General features: G+C 61.8%; 16 protein-coding genes. 9 read left to right on the top strand and 7 right to left on the bottom strand.

Features of this window, described 5'->3' with window-relative positions:
- Positions 1 to 13: 13 nt before the first annotated feature.
- Genes B9N43_RS08220 through B9N43_RS17175 form a run of 7 tightly spaced genes read right to left on the bottom strand, consistent with a single transcriptional unit; the run spans position 14 to position 6,299 of the window.
- Complete coding sequence (locus tag B9N43_RS08220) at positions 14 to 508, bottom strand: hypothetical protein (protein ID WP_145841787.1); 495 nt, start codon at positions 506 to 508, stop codon at positions 14 to 16.
- Positions 505 to 2,049, bottom strand: coding sequence for a cytochrome b N-terminal domain-containing protein (locus B9N43_RS08215; protein ID WP_145841786.1), 1,545 nt, complete (start codon positions 2,047 to 2,049; stop codon positions 505 to 507). The genes B9N43_RS08220 and B9N43_RS08215 overlap by 4 nt, the downstream gene beginning before the upstream one ends.
- 3 nt (positions 2,050 to 2,052) lie before the next feature.
- Positions 2,053 to 2,871, bottom strand: coding sequence for an SCO family protein (locus B9N43_RS08210; RefSeq protein ID WP_222428841.1), 819 nt, complete (start codon positions 2,869 to 2,871; stop codon positions 2,053 to 2,055).
- 44 nt (positions 2,872 to 2,915) lie between these two features.
- A complete protein-coding gene (gene cyoE, locus B9N43_RS08205) occupies positions 2,916 to 3,815 on the bottom strand; it encodes a heme o synthase (protein ID WP_222428840.1) in 900 nt (299 codons plus the stop codon).
- 50 nt (positions 3,816 to 3,865) lie between these two features.
- Positions 3,866 to 5,563, bottom strand: coding sequence for a cbb3-type cytochrome c oxidase subunit I (locus tag B9N43_RS08200; RefSeq protein WP_145841785.1), 1,698 nt, complete (start codon positions 5,561 to 5,563; stop codon positions 3,866 to 3,868).
- A 13-nt stretch (positions 5,564 to 5,576) separates the two neighbouring features.
- A complete protein-coding gene (locus tag B9N43_RS08195; protein WP_145841784.1) occupies positions 5,577 to 6,116 on the bottom strand; it encodes a cytochrome C oxidase subunit II in 540 nt (179 codons plus the stop codon).
- Positions 6,117 to 6,143: 27 nt separating this feature from the next.
- Entirely contained in the window at positions 6,144 to 6,299 is a 156-nt protein-coding gene (locus B9N43_RS17175) for a hypothetical protein (protein ID WP_186454035.1), read from the bottom strand.
- Positions 6,300 to 6,563: 264 nt separating this feature from the next.
- On the opposite strand from B9N43_RS17175, the gene B9N43_RS08190 reads away from it, so the two are divergent.
- From B9N43_RS08190 to B9N43_RS08150, 9 genes are all read left to right on the top strand, one after another.
- The gene (locus tag B9N43_RS08190; RefSeq protein WP_145841783.1) at positions 6,564 to 7,613 is read left to right on the top strand and encodes a COX15/CtaA family protein; all 1,050 of its coding nucleotides are present in this window, start codon (positions 6,564 to 6,566) and stop codon (positions 7,611 to 7,613) included.
- A 184-nt stretch (positions 7,614 to 7,797) separates the two neighbouring features.
- Positions 7,798 to 9,705, top strand: a complete 1,908-nt coding sequence (gene thrS, locus B9N43_RS08185) for a threonine--tRNA ligase (protein WP_145841782.1) — start codon at positions 7,798 to 7,800, stop codon at positions 9,703 to 9,705.
- A 35-nt stretch (positions 9,706 to 9,740) separates the two neighbouring features.
- A complete protein-coding gene (gene infC, locus B9N43_RS08180; protein ID WP_145841781.1) occupies positions 9,741 to 10,268 on the top strand; it encodes a translation initiation factor IF-3 in 528 nt (175 codons plus the stop codon).
- Positions 10,269 to 10,383: 115 nt separating this feature from the next.
- Positions 10,384 to 10,581: a 50S ribosomal protein L35 gene (gene rpmI, locus B9N43_RS08175; RefSeq protein ID WP_145841780.1), complete on the top strand. Its 198-nt coding sequence runs from the start codon at positions 10,384 to 10,386 to the stop codon at positions 10,579 to 10,581.
- A 12-nt stretch (positions 10,582 to 10,593) separates the two neighbouring features.
- Complete coding sequence (rplT, locus tag B9N43_RS08170) at positions 10,594 to 10,953, top strand: 50S ribosomal protein L20 (protein ID WP_145841779.1); 360 nt, start codon at positions 10,594 to 10,596, stop codon at positions 10,951 to 10,953.
- Between the two features lie 63 nt (positions 10,954 to 11,016).
- Complete coding sequence (gene pheS / locus B9N43_RS08165) at positions 11,017 to 12,063, top strand: phenylalanine--tRNA ligase subunit alpha (protein WP_145841778.1); 1,047 nt, start codon at positions 11,017 to 11,019, stop codon at positions 12,061 to 12,063.
- Positions 12,064 to 12,065: 2 nt separating this feature from the next.
- Positions 12,066 to 14,444, top strand: a complete 2,379-nt coding sequence (gene pheT, locus B9N43_RS08160) for a phenylalanine--tRNA ligase subunit beta (protein WP_145841777.1) — start codon at positions 12,066 to 12,068, stop codon at positions 14,442 to 14,444.
- Positions 14,445 to 14,465: 21 nt separating this feature from the next.
- Positions 14,466 to 14,768 (top strand): integration host factor subunit alpha, encoded by a 303-nt coding sequence (locus B9N43_RS08155; protein ID WP_145841776.1) that lies wholly within the window; start codon positions 14,466 to 14,468, stop codon positions 14,766 to 14,768.
- Positions 14,752 to 15,108 carry a MerR family transcriptional regulator gene (locus tag B9N43_RS08150; protein WP_145841775.1) on the top strand — a complete coding sequence of 119 codons (357 nt, stop codon included), beginning with the start codon at positions 14,752 to 14,754 and terminating at the stop codon, positions 15,106 to 15,108. The genes B9N43_RS08155 and B9N43_RS08150 overlap by 17 nt, the downstream gene beginning before the upstream one ends.
- Positions 15,109 to 15,129: the final 21 nt, after the last annotated feature.

Here is a 15,129-nt window from a genome sequence, read left to right as displayed (position 1 = left end):
TCCTGGCGATGGCTTATTGGAAGAACAACCCACCCCTGTCGGGATTGAAGTCGACGACCAGTATTTGCGCCGGTTTCAGGGTGACTTGCGCTTCCTTGCTGTAGGGGAACCCGCTTTGGCGCAGGTTGTCGTTCAGGCGCACGGCCAGGGTGTGCTCACCGGCGGGAACCTCGAAGCGACGATAGATGGTGGCGATGCCGTCCTTGGCGACGCCGGTGGGCTGCATCTGCCCTTTGAACAGGGACTGGCCGTCCATGTCCAGTTCCAGCGCGATGGGTGAGCGCTCCCGGGGGCAGTCCAGCGGAGCACGCATGTTCTGCGGCAGCTTGGCAAGTTCCTCGGGGGTGCGCTTGCGGCATTCCCGTCCGCCCAGATGGCTGATGGAAAGTTTGACCACGGCCTTGTCCGGCGGCAGGTGTTGATAACGGGGGGCGGTGGCGAAATAACCGATGAACGCCGCAAACGCGCCATAGAGAATGGTTTGCCCGATGATGGCGATGGGTTTCATTGCATAGCCTCGTTCCTGGATGGGGTGGGTGAAGGCCGGGAGCCGGCCGTGGCTGCCAAGTGCTGGCGGAAGTCCGCCACTGCGGTGGCGAGTTGTTGTTGTTGGGGAGGCTCTAGCCAGAGGATGCGCAATTGCGCTGTTTCCTGGGCGATGCGCAGATGGGGTTCCCGCTGCTGGGCCAGTCGCTCGGCGGTCCAGCGCGTACCCAGCCGGAATTCGCAGGAGCGGCAGCCACACACCACCACGCCCGTCGAGCGGCGCCGGAGCGCGTATTCGATCAGGGCCGGGGGCAGCATGCCGATGCAGGGCAGGGACACGATGGCCGTATCCGCGTCGGCCAGGCGCTGGGCATCGGCACTGTGTTCGCAGCCGAACACGATCAGGCTTTGTGGCGCGTGCAGCCGCGCCAGGGCCGCATCCACCTGGCCACGCAGATGGGCGATGGAAAGCCTGGGCAGTTCGATGCCGCTGACCAGTTCGGGCGTGCGGCGGAAAGGCGTGGAGGAGGGACAGGCGCCGACGCAGATTCCGCAACTGGCGCACAGGTCTGCGTCGACCTGGGCGAGCAGGTCGCGCCGCTTGCCGGAAATGGGCACCATCTGGATCGCCCCGTAGGGACAGTCGGCGTAACACAGACCGCAGCCGCTGCATTCCTTGGGAACCACCACCGCCGGCGCCGGGCGGCGGAAAGGCAACGCGGGGAAGAGGCCGAACAACAGGGTGAGGCCGAACAGCGTGGCCCAAACCGCCCAGGCGGAACTGAGTTCGGTGGCCGGGTGCAGCAGCAGGAAGAACCAGTCCAGTCCGATTTGTACCGGCTCCTGGGCCAGATTGGCCGGGGCGCCGCTGACCACGGGAAACAACAACGCGAGCAGGATGAGCGCGCCGCTCAATCCCAGGGCCAGGTGTCGCCTGGGCAGGTGCACCACGTTGCTGATGCGGTGGACGTGAGCCCAGATGGCCAGCAGCAACAACAGCGGGAGGCCGATGTGCATGAAAACCAGCAGGGAGAAGAAGCGATCGTTCATCATCTGCGGCGTAATGAAATTGCGGGCCATCGGGTCGGCGAAGATGGGCAGGACATCCAGCAGTTCAGCCGTGGCAACGGCCGAGTACTGGCCCCGCTGATCCCAGACCAGCCAGCCACCCACCAGGCCGGAGGCATAGGCCAACCACAGCAGCGGGATGCCGGTGAGCCAGGTGTACAGGCGATGACCGTGAAAGTGGCCCATGATCCATTCGCGCAGCAGATGCAGCATCATGATCACGACAAAGCCGTCGGACGCGTAGCGATGAAGGCTGCGAATCAGTCCGCCCCAATACCACTGCTGCCGGCTCATGATGTCGATGGATCGATGCACTCCGTCGATGCCGGTGTCAAGTACGATGTAGAGGTAGATACCCGTGCCGGCGACGATCCAGAACAGGAACAGGGCCAGGGCGCCCAGTTGTCGCAAGGGGTTGTCGGCAAGCGGAAAAACGGCGTCGAACAGGCATTCCACCCGCTGCCAGGCATGCCGGGTGAGGTTCGCGATCGCCATGGCTCAGAGCGCCGGCTTGCGCCGCCGTTCACGCCAGAACGCGTAACCCAGTCCGACCAGGAAGGTCAGGAACCCGCCGATTTCCATGAACAAAGTGTAGTCGATGCGGTATTGGCCGCTCTTGGGATCATATACGGAGCAGAGAATGCGCACCCGATCCACCAATTCGGCGACCGTGCTGCGCTCCGCCGGCAGGGCGTTGCCGATCACCAGTGACTTCAGGGGCTCCACCAGCATGTTGGTGGTGAAGTTTTCGCCGTAGATCTGACGGACGATGCGGCCTTCGCTGTCCAGCAGGGTGACCTGGTTCAGATGGTCGAAGCCGGCAGGGTTTTGCACATAGCTGAAACCGAAGGCGGCGGTGAGGGATTCGACATCCTTGGTTTCGGGGCTGAGGAACAGCCAGTTGGGCAAGCGCACGCCTTGCTGCAGGGCGTAGGAGTTCATGGCCTGCGGTGAGTCGAACGGCTGGTTGAAGCCGATGCTGACGATGGTGAAGCGATCCGCTCCCAGCGTATTCACCGTGCCCTCCACCGCTTTTTGCAGATTGCGGGTGATGGTGGGACAGACCTCGAAGCAGCCGGTGTAGATGAAATTGACCAGCAACGGCTTGCCGCGCAGGCTGGGCAGGTCGAGTGCCTGACCGGTACGGTCGCGCAGAACCACGGGGGGCAGCGAACGCCCCACGGCGGCCTGGGATTTTGCCAGGGCCGCCTCCCGGTCGAGGGTGGTCAGCGTGATGTTGGTGACGGAATTGATGGGTTGGGCGGTCGCCTTGGTTGCGTCAGCGACCGCGCCGATCGGGGACAGCGCGAGAGCCACCAAGACACCACACCATGCAGCCCACATTCCCATGCACCAACCGACTACAGCCAAGCTTCGATCATTGTGGCGGCCAGCAGCAGCGACAATTGAATCAGGGAAGCAAAAAAACACGACATGGCGGTCGTCCGGCTGGGGGCCTTGGCCAGTTTCCAGGCCTTATGGACAAACCAGCCTCCACCCAGCGCCGCAGCGGCCAAATACAGCATGCCGAGTCCCAGCAGGGCCGGCAGAAAGGATGCGGCGACCAGCATCAATGCGGCCTCGAACACCATGCGCGCGGCCCGCGATTCGCCGACCACGACAGGCAGCATGGGGATCTGGGCGGCGGCGTAATCATCCTTGCAGGCGATGGCCAGGCTCCAGAAATGGGGCGGGGTCCACAGGAACAGGATGAAGGCCAGGGCCAGGGGTACGGCACCCAGGTCGGGGTTGACCGCCGCCGCGCCGGCCAGCACCGCCCAACTGCCGGCCAGGCCGCCAATCACGATGTTGAGCCACGTCCGGCGCTTGAGCCAGACGGTGTAAACCACGGCGTAGAAGAACGCACCGAGAAATACGTAGAGAGCCACCCAGGCGTTCAGCATCCAGCCGGCTGCCGCCACGGAGAGGGCGAGCAGTCCGCCGATGGCCAGCAGCCATTTGGGGCCGCGCCGCATCGAGCCGCTGGCAAAGACGCGACTCTTGGTGCGCCGCATCAGCGGATCGATATCGTATTCGTAATATTGATTGAAAGCGCCGGCGCTGGCGGAGGAGAGCAGCACGGCCAAAAAAAGTACGACAGTTTGTCCAGCACTCAGGCTGGGGCCTGAACTGACAGCCATCCCGGCGAGAGCGGTGATAGCGATGACCAATCCGATACGTGGCTTGAAGACGCCAAGCACGCTACGCATCGTCTGGTAAGCGGTCGCGGATTGGGAAGTTGTAGTGTGCATTTCCGACATGGACTTTGAAAGCCTCGCGACCCGGGGGTCGGGTCGCGAGGACTCCATTATTAACCGAGTTGCCAGACCTCGGACAAGTACTTCCAGTTGACAAAGTAGTAGAGGACGAAGGCCGTCAGAAGCAGGCCGGCCAGAGCCATGGTACCGGGCACTGCCACATGATCGGCGTTGCCCGTGGAGGAGACGCTGCTGGCGACGGTATCGGGCGCAAAGGGCGTGCGCTTGGCGCTGACGGTGCCTTCCTCCAGCTTCTTGCCGAACAGCAGGGAGCCGACCACGATCAGGATCCACAGGGCGCCGCCGATGACGGTGATCAGGCCGAAGACGCCGGTCAGACCCATCATCAGGTAGGCGGAACCCGGCCACTCATACTGGAACGGCGCGCCGGAGAAGGCCATGTCCCAGTGCCGCCGGGAGACGCCCAGGGTGCCGGCACCCATCATGACCAGGGAGGTGGCCGCCATGCCGATACCGAACAGGTAGGGTTGAATCTTGGCGGCACCCGGCATGATGATTTCACGCTTGAACAACACGGGAACCAGGAGGTAGGTCAGGGCCATGAAGGCCAGGGTGGTACCGCCCGCCACGGTGGAGTGGAAGTGGCCCGGCACGTAGAAGGTGTTGTGCATCAGCATGTTGATCTGCTCGGTCCCCAGCACCACGCCGGAGATGCCGCCGATGAAGCCGAACACCACCAGGGAGATGAACATGCCGGAGAAGACCGGGTTGCCCCAGGGCGCCTTGCGCAGCCATTCGAACATGCCCTTGGTGAAGCCCTTCTTGCGCTGGGCGGCTTCGATGGCGCCCGGCACGGTGAAGCCGTGGATCATGGAAGCCATCACCGCGAAGTACATGAAGTAGGAGGTGTTCAGCACTTTCCATTCGCTGCCCAGGCCCGGATCGGACAGCAGGTGGTGGGCGGAGGCCAGTTGCAGGAACAGGATGTAGAGGAAGTAGGCGGAACGGCTCACCTTTTCCGACAGGGGCTTGGCGCCGAATACCACGGCCGCGATCAGGTACCAGATCGCCACGTGGGCGGAGACGTTGATCTGCTGCGAGCTGTGGCCCATGCCCCACCAGAGAATCCGATACATCTGGGGATCGATTTCCTTGATGTAGCCGACGGACCAGAGGAAGGTCGGGATCAGGATGATGGCGCCGGAAGCGATGGTGAAGATGGCGATGATGCAGGCGGTCAGGGCGCCGAAGGTGACCAGCGGAATCGAGCCGTCATAGGTCTTCTCGGCCTTGGCCACGACCAGGGTACCCAGGAAGATGAAGCAGCTGACCAGGGCGCCGACGGCGAACAGGATCAGACCCAGGTAGAAATGGGGCTTGGCCTGCATCGGTGCGTAGGAGGTCATCATCACGCTGGATTCGCCGCCGAAGATGGCGACGTTGGCGACGATCGCACCCACCACCATCAGCCAGAATGCGACCCAACCCAATGTTGGTGTCGCAAGTCGACAGCGTAGCAAGGTTGACGAGGCGAAGTAGAGCACCGCGACCTCGAAGAAAATGATCCAGACGATCAGCATGTCGACGCCGTGGGCGGTCAGGATCATGTAGAACTGATCCGCCGGCAGCAGTTTGACCGCAGGCCAGCGGGTGAGGATCACCAGCAATGCGGTGATGCCGCCGACCAGCAGCGCCAGAACGCCGGCCACGGCGTTCCAGCGCATGAGCTTCTCGGCCTTGGTGTCGAACTGCAACCCGGTGCGGGGGCAGATCCGGTAAGTGGTAGCCATATTTTCTCGCTCCCTATTTCACATAAATACGGCCAAGCATCGTGTGGTGCCCGATGCCGCAGTACTCGTTACAGACGATGGAATACACGCCCTCCTTGTTCGGAGTGATCTTCACTACGTGGTCATACCCCGGCAATACCTGGATGTTGATGTTCACCGGTTGCAGCGAGAAGCCGTGTTGATAGTCCATCGCGGAGAGATGCAGGCGATAAGTCTTGCCCTTTTCCAACTCGAGAATGGGCCACCATTGCCAGAGACGGGCGATCAGGTAGGCGTCACCACCTTCGGGAACCTTGACGACCGGGATGTTTTGCTCAGTCTCGGTGCGAATCTGATATTCGCTGACCATTTTCTCGGCCTTTGCGGCATACATCTCCCGTGTCGTCTTGTAGACCTCGGTGGAAAGGTTCTGTTTGCCGTTGATATGCCAGTACACCATCATCCCGAACATAAACAACGACCACGTCAGTGCAATCAGAATCCAGGTCCATTCGATCTTGTCGATTGGCTGTTTCCACCAGATCCGTTGCGCTGGGGGCAGAATTGCGCTCATTGTGGACTCCCTAGTTGTGTGCGCCCGTCATTTGACAACGGGTATGGTTGCGACTTCCATGACTCCCCACAGGATGTAGAGCACTGTGGGTACTGTGATGCCAAGGAACAGCAACAGGAATGGATTGTCGAGTATCTGTTGCATCACCGGGATGGGTTCTTCGTTGTTGTCGGTTTCAGCCATTTCGGCCCTCCGTCGGTTGAAGGTGGAAGTGCGTGCCATGTTTCAGGATGAAAACCTAGTCGACGTCAGGGTTTTCCTCGTCCGGCAATTAGGTGGTCATCATGTGGCAACATGACGCAGCGGAACCTGCGCCGGGGATGCTACGCGTTTGTGCTGGGGGAGTAACTTGATGTAGATTAAGTTTTCCTATCGTACTCGAGTATCCAAAAAGTTAGGAGTCTTGGGATCGTTATAATCGACCCGACATCCTTTAGCTACGCTCCCATGAGTCATACCGTCCGTCGTCAGATTGCTGTTTGGCTTTTTTTGTGCGCCGCAATGGTTTTTCTCACCGTGATTGTGGGCGGTGCAACACGACTGACCCATTCGGGTCTTTCCATCGTCGAATGGCAGCCGCTGGTGGGGACGCTACCTCCGCTTGATCAGGCGCAGTGGGAAGCGACGTTCGATAAATACAAGCAGACCCCGGAGTTCAAGCAGGTCAATCACCAGATGAACCTTGATGAGTTCAAGGGAATTTTCTGGTGGGAGTATTGGCATCGGGTGCTGGGGCGCACCATTGGCATGGTCTTTCTGTTTCCCTTTCTGTGGTTCTTGATGAAAGGGGGGATTGCCCGGCCTTTGGGCTGGAAACTGGCCGGCATTTTCGTTCTGGGGGGGCTCCAGGGGGCCATGGGCTGGTACATGGTCAAAAGCGGCCTGGTGGACGATCCCCGGGTCAGTCAGTATCGCCTCACGGCGCATCTCTCCCTGGCTTTCTTGATTTTTACCTCAATGGTCTGGGTGGCCCTCGACCTCATCCGGCCGCGCCAAGTTGCCCCGGGGAGCTCATCGCTGAACGGTTTGCGGCGTGCCGGTGCCTGGTTGCAGTTGCTGGTGTTCTATATGGTGGCGACCGGCGGTTTTGTGGCCGGGATCCACGCCGGCAAGGCCTACAACACCTTTCCCCTGATGGGGGAATATGTGGTGCCGCCCGATATGTGGTTGATTGATCCTTGGTATCTGAATTTCTTCAACAATATTGCGACGGTTCAGTTCGATCATCGCCTGGGGGCTTGGCTACTGGCCTTCCTTCTGCCTTGGTTCTGGTGGCGGTTGCAGCAGTCGGCCGCCTCATCCCGCGCCAAGCGGGTCGGCCACCTGCTTTTGGCCGTCCTGGCGGCGCAGATCACCTTGGGGATCACGACCTTGCTGCTGGCGGTGCCAGTCGCCTTGGGGACCGCTCATCAGGGCGGGGCGATGGTGGTCTTCGGTGTGCTGCTGTGGCTGAATCACGAAATCAGGACGCAGGAGTCGCTGCAAGCGACCGACTAGCGGCGAGTGTCGCTGCACGCCATCATGGCGCCTGGACGGTGGGTGGTTAGCCTGTGATAAAATTTTCCTCCCCCGACGGGTAGTCGGTCGCTGAGCAACGAGCGGTATCGGGTTGCTTGTTATTTGATTGGATTCCCTGCAACAGGGCGCATCGCGCCCTGTTGGTGTTTCTGGAGTGGCAAACATGCCGGTGATCACCCTTCCTGATGGTTCTCAGCGTAATTTTTCTGGTCCGGTGACCGTGGCTGCCGTGGCCGCCTCCATCGGAACGGGCCTTGCCAAGGCGGCTCTGGCTGGGCGGCTCGATGGGCGGTTGGTGGATACTTCCCGTTTGATCGAGGCCGATGCGCAGTTGGCCATTGTGACCGACAAGGATGCCGAAGGCCTGGAGGTGATCCGCCACTCCACCGCCCACCTGCTGGCTTATGCGGTGAAGGAACTCTTCCCTGACGCTCAGGTGACCATCGGGCCGGTGATCGAAAACGGCTTCTACTACGATTTCGCCTACAAGCGTCCATTTACGCCGGAGGATCTGGAGAGGATCGAGCGCCACATGGCGGAACTGGCCAAACGTGACATTCCGGTTTCGCGGGAAGTCATGCCTCGGGAAAAGGCGATCGAGTTTTTCCAGTCGCTGGGCGAGTATTACAAGGCGGAGTTGATCGAGGCGATCCCCGTCGGCGAGGAGGTGTCCCTGTACCGGGAGGGGGATTTCGTCGATCTCTGTCGTGGCCCCCATGTGCCGTCCACCGGCAAACTCAAGGCATTCAAGCTGATGAAGGTCGCGGGCGCCTACTGGCGTGGCGACTCGAAGAACGAACAGTTGCAGCGCATCTACGGCACGGCCTGGGCGTCAAAGCAGGAGCTCGACGCCTATCTCCACATGCTCGAAGAAGCCGAGAAGCGCGACCATCGCCGGCTCGGCAAGCAGCTCGATCTGTTCCACATGCAGGAAGAGGCGCCGGGATTGGTGTTCTGGCACCCCCACGGCTGGACGGTCTGGCAGGAGATCGAGCAGTACATGCGCGCGGTCTATCGCGACAATGGCTACCAGGAGGTGCGCTGCCCGCAGATCCTCGACCGTACCCTGTGGGAGAAGTCCGGTCACTGGGAGCATTACAAGGACAACATGTTTACGACGGCCTCGGAGAATCGCGACTATGCGGTGAAACCGATGAACTGTCCGGGCCACGTGCAGATATTCAATGCCGGTCTGCGCTCCTATCGCGACCTGCCGCTGCGCTACGGCGAATTCGGCTCCTGCCACCGCAACGAGCCTTCGGGCGCGCTTCATGGCGTGATGCGCGTGCGCGGCTTCACCCAGGATGACGGCCATGTCTTCTGCACCGAGGATCAGATCGAGGCCGAAGTGATCGCTTTCAACCGGCTCGTACTCAAGGTCTATCGCGACTTCGGTTTCACCGAGGTGGCGGTGAAGATCGCGCTGCGGCCGGAAAGCCGCGTCGGTTCCGACGAGGTCTGGGACAAGGCCGAGGAGGCGCTGCGCAGCGGCCTGCGCGCCTCGGGGCTGGAGTGGGTCGAATTGCCGGGCGAGGGGGCCTTCTATGGTCCGAAGATCGAGTTCCACATCAAGGATGCCATCGGCCGCTCCTGGCAATGCGGCACCATGCAGGTCGATTTCTCGATGCCGGGCCGCCTCGGTTCTGAATACGTCGGCGAAGACAACGCCCGTCACACGCCGGTCATGCTGCATCGGGCCATTCTCGGTTCGCTCGAACGCTTCATCGGCATCCTGATCGAAAACCATGCGGGAGCGCTGCCGTTCTGGCTGTCGCCCGTTCAGGCGGTGGTGATGAGCATCTCCGAAGGTCAGGCGGATTATGCGCGGAGTGTTGCGGAAAAGCTGCGCGAAGCAGGGCTGCGGGTCGAGTGCGATTTGCGCAGCGAGAAGATTAACTATAAAATCCGCGAGCACAGCATGTTGAAGCGGCCTTATCTCGTCGTCGTCGGCGACAAGGAGAAGGCTGCGGAGTTGGTCGCCGTCCGCGCCCGGGGCAACCAGGATCTCGGGCAAATGTCTCCCGAAGCTTTGGTGGAGCGCCTGCTGCAGGAAAAATGCAGCCGGGCGTAGCGGCTTGATTTTTAAAATTTTTGGAGATCTGAACCATCGCCCAGGATAAGACGCAACGCGTCAACGATGAAATCACTGCCCCCGAAGTGCGTCTGGTTGGGGATGGCGGTGAGCAGCTTGGTATCGTCCCTATTCGTCAGGCACTGGCAATGGCCGACGAGGCGGAGTTGGATCTGGTGGAGATTGCTCCCCTGGCCCAGCCACCGGTATGCCGGATCATGGATTTCGGGAAGTTCAAGTACCAGGAATCCAAGCGTGCCCATGAGGCCAAGCTGAAGCAGAAGCAGGTTCAGGTCAAGGAAGTGAAGTTTCGTCCAGGGACCGACGAGAACGACTACCAGATCAAGCTGCGCAACGTGACGAAATTTCTGCAGGAAGGCGACAAGGCGAAAATTACCTTGCGCTTCCGGGGGCGCGAAATGGCGCACCAGGAAATCGGCATGCGGATGCTGGAGCGGATCAAGGCCGATATCGATGCGATTGGGGTGGTTGAGCAGTTCCCCAAGATGGAAGGCCGTCAGCTGATCATGGTGCTGGCGCCCCACAAGAAGCAGGCCAAGTAGTCACAGGATTTCCCTGTCGCCCTTTGTTCGGGCGGTAGGGAGTACAAGCGGTTGCAGGTCATCAAGCGCCTCCGAGGTGGGGGACACCTGGTACCGTGTCAAAAGGAGATCTTCGATGCCGAAGATGAAAACCAAGAGCGGCGCAGCCAAGCGGTTCAAAATCCGCGCCAGCGGCAGCGTCAAGCGCTCGCAGGCGTTCAAGCGCCACATCCTGACCAAGAAAACCACCAAGGCCAAGCGCCAGCTGCGCGGAATGACGGAAGTTCACGCTTCCGACGTGAAGCTGGTCCGCGCCATGATGCCCTACGCCTAAGGAGAAATCGTCATGTCACGAGTCAAGCGTGGTGTAACGGCGCGCGCGCGCCACAAGAAGATCCTGGCCCAGGCCAAGGGGTATCGCGGTCGCCGCAGCACGGTTTACCGGATCGCCAAGGAAGCGGTGATGAAGGCGGGGCAGTATGCCTACCGCGACCGTCGTCAGCGCAAGCGTCAGTTCCGCGCCCTGTGGATCGTCCGGATCAACGCCGGCGCACGGGAACTGGGCCTGAAGTACAGTACCCTGATGAACGGACTGAGGAAGGCCAAGATCGAGGTGGACCGCAAGGTGCTCGCCGATCTGGCCGTGTTCGACAAGCCGGCGTTTGCCGCCCTGGCGAATCAGGCCAAGGCCCAACTCGGCGCATAAGCGTAATCGTTGCGAAGAAGAGGGAGGCCGAGTGCCTCCCTTCTTTTTTGATTGCGGGAACCCATGGACAATCTGGAACAACTGGTCGCCGCCGCGGTGGCCGATTTCTCCCAGGCGAACGAGCCGGCCCGGCTTGAGGAAGCCAAGGCGCGCTACCTGGGCAAGGATGGATCGTTGACGGCTCTGCTCAAGGGTCTGGGCAAACTGCCGGCCGAAGAGCGCAAGAGCGCGGGCGCCGCCATCAATGTCGCCAAGGATCGGGTGGAAGCCGCGCTGACGGCCCGTCGCGACGCCTTGCGCGAAGCCGCGCTGCAACTGCAGCTGGCTGCCGAGGCCCTGGATGTGACCCTGCCCGGCCGTGGTCAGGCGCCTGGTGGCCTGCATCCGGTGATCCGCACCCTGGAGCGGGTCGAGCATCTGTTCCGCTCGATCGGTTTCGACGTGGCCGAAGGGCCCGAGATCGAGAGCGACTGGCACAACTTCACCGCCCTCAATACCCCGGAGAAGCACCCCGCCCGCTCGATGCACGACACCTTCTACCTGCAGGACGGCGCCGGCCGGGTGGAGACCGATGTATTGCTGCGCACCCACACCAGTCCCGTGCAGATCCGTACCATGCTGGCGCATGTGGAAAAGTACAAGCACCTGGATACGATGCCCGAGATTCGGGTGATCTGCCCCGGGCGCGTCTATCGCGTCGATTCGGACGCCACCCATTCGCCGATGTTCCATCAAGTGGAAGGTCTCTGGGTGGGCGAGGATGTGAGCTTCGCCGATCTGAAGGGCGTGGTGGCCGATTTCCTGCGCCGCTTTTTCGAGAGCGACGACCTCAAGGTGCGCTTCCGTCCCTCCTTCTTTCCCTTCACCGAGCCCTCGGCCGAGATCGACGTCGCCTTCATGAGCGGCCCGCTGGAAGGGCGCTGGCTGGAGATCGCCGGCTGCGGCATGGTTCATCCCAATGTGCTGCGATTCGGCGGCATCGATCCGGAGCGCTATACCGGTTTTGCGTTCGGCATGGGGCCGGACCGGCTGACGATGCTGCGTTACGGCATCAATGATTTACGTTTGTTCTTCGAAGGCGATCTGCGCTTTCTCAACCAGTTCAACTGATCATGCAATTCTCGGAATCCTGGCTGCGCAGCCTCTGCAATCCCCCGCTCGACAGCGAGCAACTGGCGCACACCCTGACCATGGCCGGTCTCGAAGTCGAGGAAATGCACCCGGTGGCACCGGCTTTCGACCATGTGGTGGTGGCCCGCATCGTTTCCTGCGAGAAGCATCCGGATGCCGACCGGTTGCAGGTGTGCCAGGTGGATACGGGCGAGCACGGCGTGCTGCGCATCGTCTGCGGCGCGCCCAATGCGGCGCCTGGTCTGGTGGTGCCTTGCGCCCTGGTCGGCGCGCGCCTGCCCGGCATCGAGATCAGGAAAGCCAAGGTGCGCGGTATCGAAAGCAGCGGGATGCTCTGCTCGGCCAAGGAACTCGGAATCGCCGAAGATGCCTCCGGATTGCTGGTGCTGCCGCAGGATGCACCCGTCGGGACCAGCATCCGCAAGTACCTGACGTTGGATGATCAACTGATCACCTTGAAGCTGACCCCCAACCGGGCGGACTGTCTTTCCCTGTTGGGTATTGCCCGCGAGGTCGCCGCCCTCACCGGGGCGCCGCTGTACGCACCGGACGAAGTCACGGTCAGTCCCGCCATCGATGCCGTGCGCGAAGTGATCATCGAGGCACCTGCCGCCTGTCCGCGCTATTGCGGACGACTGGTGCGCGGCGTGAACGCCGCGGCTCCGACGCCGGACTGGATGCGGCAGCGCCTGGAGCGCTGCGGGATCCGCTCCATCTCGGCGGTCGTCGATGTCACCAATTACGTGATGCTGGAACTGGGGCAGCCCCTGCACGCTTTCGACGACGCCAAGCTGGAAGGGGCGATTCGCGTGCGCCTGCCGGCCGCGGGAGAGCAGCTGCAACTACTGAACGGCCAGACCATCACGCCGCCCGCCGATGCCGTGCTGATCGCCGACCAGGCTGCCGCGCTGGCGCTGGGCGGCATCATGGGCGGCGAACTTTCCGGCGTGACCGCAGCGACCCGAGACATCTTCCTCGAATCCGCCTTTTTCGCGCCTGATGCGATCGCCGGCAAGGCGCGGGCGCTGGGGTTTTCTTCCGACTCTTCCTTCCGCTTCGAGCGGGGCGTCGATTCCCAGTTGCAGCGCCGCGCACTGGAGCGGGCCTCGCAACTGATCATCGAGATCTGCTGCGGGCAAGCCGGACCCGTCGTCGAAGCCGTCGACGTCAGCCACTTGCCCGAGTGCCGGCCGGTGCGCCTGCGGGCCGCCCGTGCCAGCAAGGTGCTGGGCGTGCCGTTCAGCGCACCGCAGATCGCACAACTGCTCGGCGGGCTCGGGTTCGATTTCCAGCAGCAGGGTGACGAGTTTCTCGTTACGCCGCCTCCGCATCGTTTCGACATGACGATCGAGGAGGATCTGATCGAGGAGTTGGCCCGGCTGCATGGATACGACAACATTCCGGCGTATCCGCCCACCGGGTTGGTGACCATGATGCCGTTGCCGGAGGATCGCCGCACGCCGATGCAACTGCGTCGCCTGCTGGCCGCGCGCGGATATCAGGAAACGGTCAACTTCAGTTTCGTCGAAGCTGCCTGGGAGGCCGATTTCTGCGCCAATCAAGCGCCGATCGCCCTGGCCAATCCGATCGCCAGCCAGATGAGCGTGATGCGCAGCAGTCTGATCGGCAGCCTGATCAATGTGCTTGCCACCAACTTGAAGCGCCAGCAACCGCGAGTCAGGGTGTTCGAACTGGGGCGCTGTTTCATGCGCGACGCCGGCGGGGCGCCGGTCTCCGGTTTCCGCCAGCCGCTGCGGCTGGCGGCGCTGGCCTCCGGCTCGGCATTGGTGGAACAGTGGGGCGTGGCGGCACGGCCGGTCGATTTCTTCGACCTGAAGGCCGACGTGGAATCCCTGTATCCGGGCCGCGCCTTGCGCTTTGAAAGGATTCTCCATCCGGCATTGCATCCAGGACGAGCGGCAGCCGTCTGCCTCGAGGACCGTCAGGTCGGCATCCTGGGCGAGATCCATCCCAGCTGGGTGCAGAAATACGAATTGGGAACCGCACCGGTGGTGTTCGAACTGGAACTCGACGATCTGCTTGCGCAGCCGTTGCCGGCCTATGCCGAAGTGTCGCGTTATCCCGCCGTCGTTCGCGATCTGGCGCTGATCGTCGATCAGCATCAATCGTGGCAGGGGCTGCTCGAAGCTCTGCGGACGGAGGCGAATCCCCTGGTTCGGGACATCCAGCTATTCGATGTGTATCAAGGCAAGGGGGTCGCCGAAGACAGGAAAAGCCTTGCGTTCCGGATAGTTATGCAAGATACTCAACGGACGCTTGAAGATCTGGAAGTTGAAAAAATCGTCGCGGCCCTGGTGCTGACGGCGGAACGGCATTGTGGCGCCGAACTGCGGCGCTGATCGGAATCACAGGGGATGGGAATGACGTTAACGAAGGCGGAGTTGGCCGATCTGCTGTTCGAAAAAGTGGGCCTCAACAAGCGCGAGGCCAAGGATATGGTCGAGGCATTTTTTGAGGAAGTGCGGAATGCGCTGGAGGTCGGGGACGGCGTCAAGTTGTCCGGCTTCGGCAACTTCCAGCTGCGGGACAAACCGCAGCGCCCGGGGCGCAACCCCAAGACCGGCGAGGAGATTCCCATCACCGCACGCCGCGTCGTGACCTTCCATGCCAGCCAGAAGCTCAAGAGCGCGGTGGAGTCCGACAAGAATGGCAACGCCGCCTGAACGGGTGGAGCTTCCACCCATCCCTGCCAAACGTTACTTCACCATCGGTGAAGTGAGCGAGCTGTGCGGCGTCAAGCCCCATGTGCTGCGCTACTGGGAGCAGGAATTCACCCAGTTGAAACCGGTGAAGCGGCGCGGCAACCGGCGCTATTACCAGCACCACGAAGTTCTGCTGGTGCGCCGTATCCGGCAGTTGCTGTACGAAGAGGGATTCACCATCAGCGGTGCACGCAACCGCCTGGGCGAGGCGGAGGCATCGCGGGCCGAATCGAAGCCTGCCGTTGATGCGCTGTCCCTGCGCAATGAGCTGGAGCAGATCATCGAGTTGTTGCGCGTTTAGCTTCTGCAGCTGCGCTATTTT

It is taken from the genome of Denitratisoma sp. DHT3 (assembly GCF_007833355.1).
Lineage (GTDB): Bacteria > Pseudomonadota > Gammaproteobacteria > Burkholderiales > Rhodocyclaceae > Denitratisoma.
Note: the sequence above shows the minus strand (reverse complement) of the source record. Positions and strands in the feature narration are given on the sequence as shown.

Bases quoted from the DNA above. Each gene is read 5' to 3' on its own strand.
- B9N43_RS08220 (WP_145841787.1), bottom strand. From the start codon at position 508: ATGAAACCCATCGCCATCATCGGGCAAACCATTCTCTATGGCGCGTTT.
- B9N43_RS08215 (WP_145841786.1), bottom strand. From the start codon at position 2,049: ATGGCGATCGCGAACCTCACCCGGCATGCCTGGCAGCGGGTGGAATGC.
- cyoE (WP_222428840.1), bottom strand. From the start codon at position 3,815: ATGTCGGAAATGCACACTACAACTTCCCAATCCGCGACCGCTTACCAG.
- B9N43_RS08200 (WP_145841785.1), bottom strand. From the start codon at position 5,563: ATGGCTACCACTTACCGGATCTGCCCCCGCACCGGGTTGCAGTTCGAC.
- B9N43_RS08195 (WP_145841784.1), bottom strand. From the start codon at position 6,116: ATGAGCGCAATTCTGCCCCCAGCGCAACGGATCTGGTGGAAACAGCCA.
- B9N43_RS17175 (WP_186454035.1), bottom strand. From the start codon at position 6,299: ATGGCTGAAACCGACAACAACGAAGAACCCATCCCGGTGATGCAACAG.
- B9N43_RS08190 (WP_145841783.1), top strand. From the start codon at position 6,564: ATGAGTCATACCGTCCGTCGTCAGATTGCTGTTTGGCTTTTTTTGTGC.
- thrS (WP_145841782.1), top strand. From the start codon at position 7,798: ATGCCGGTGATCACCCTTCCTGATGGTTCTCAGCGTAATTTTTCTGGT.
- rpmI (WP_145841780.1), top strand. From the start codon at position 10,384: ATGCCGAAGATGAAAACCAAGAGCGGCGCAGCCAAGCGGTTCAAAATC.
- rplT (WP_145841779.1), top strand. From the start codon at position 10,594: ATGTCACGAGTCAAGCGTGGTGTAACGGCGCGCGCGCGCCACAAGAAG.
- pheS (WP_145841778.1), top strand. From the start codon at position 11,017: ATGGACAATCTGGAACAACTGGTCGCCGCCGCGGTGGCCGATTTCTCC.
- pheT (WP_145841777.1), top strand. From the start codon at position 12,066: ATGCAATTCTCGGAATCCTGGCTGCGCAGCCTCTGCAATCCCCCGCTC.
- B9N43_RS08155 (WP_145841776.1), top strand. From the start codon at position 14,466: ATGACGTTAACGAAGGCGGAGTTGGCCGATCTGCTGTTCGAAAAAGTG.
- B9N43_RS08150 (WP_145841775.1), top strand. From the start codon at position 14,752: ATGGCAACGCCGCCTGAACGGGTGGAGCTTCCACCCATCCCTGCCAAA.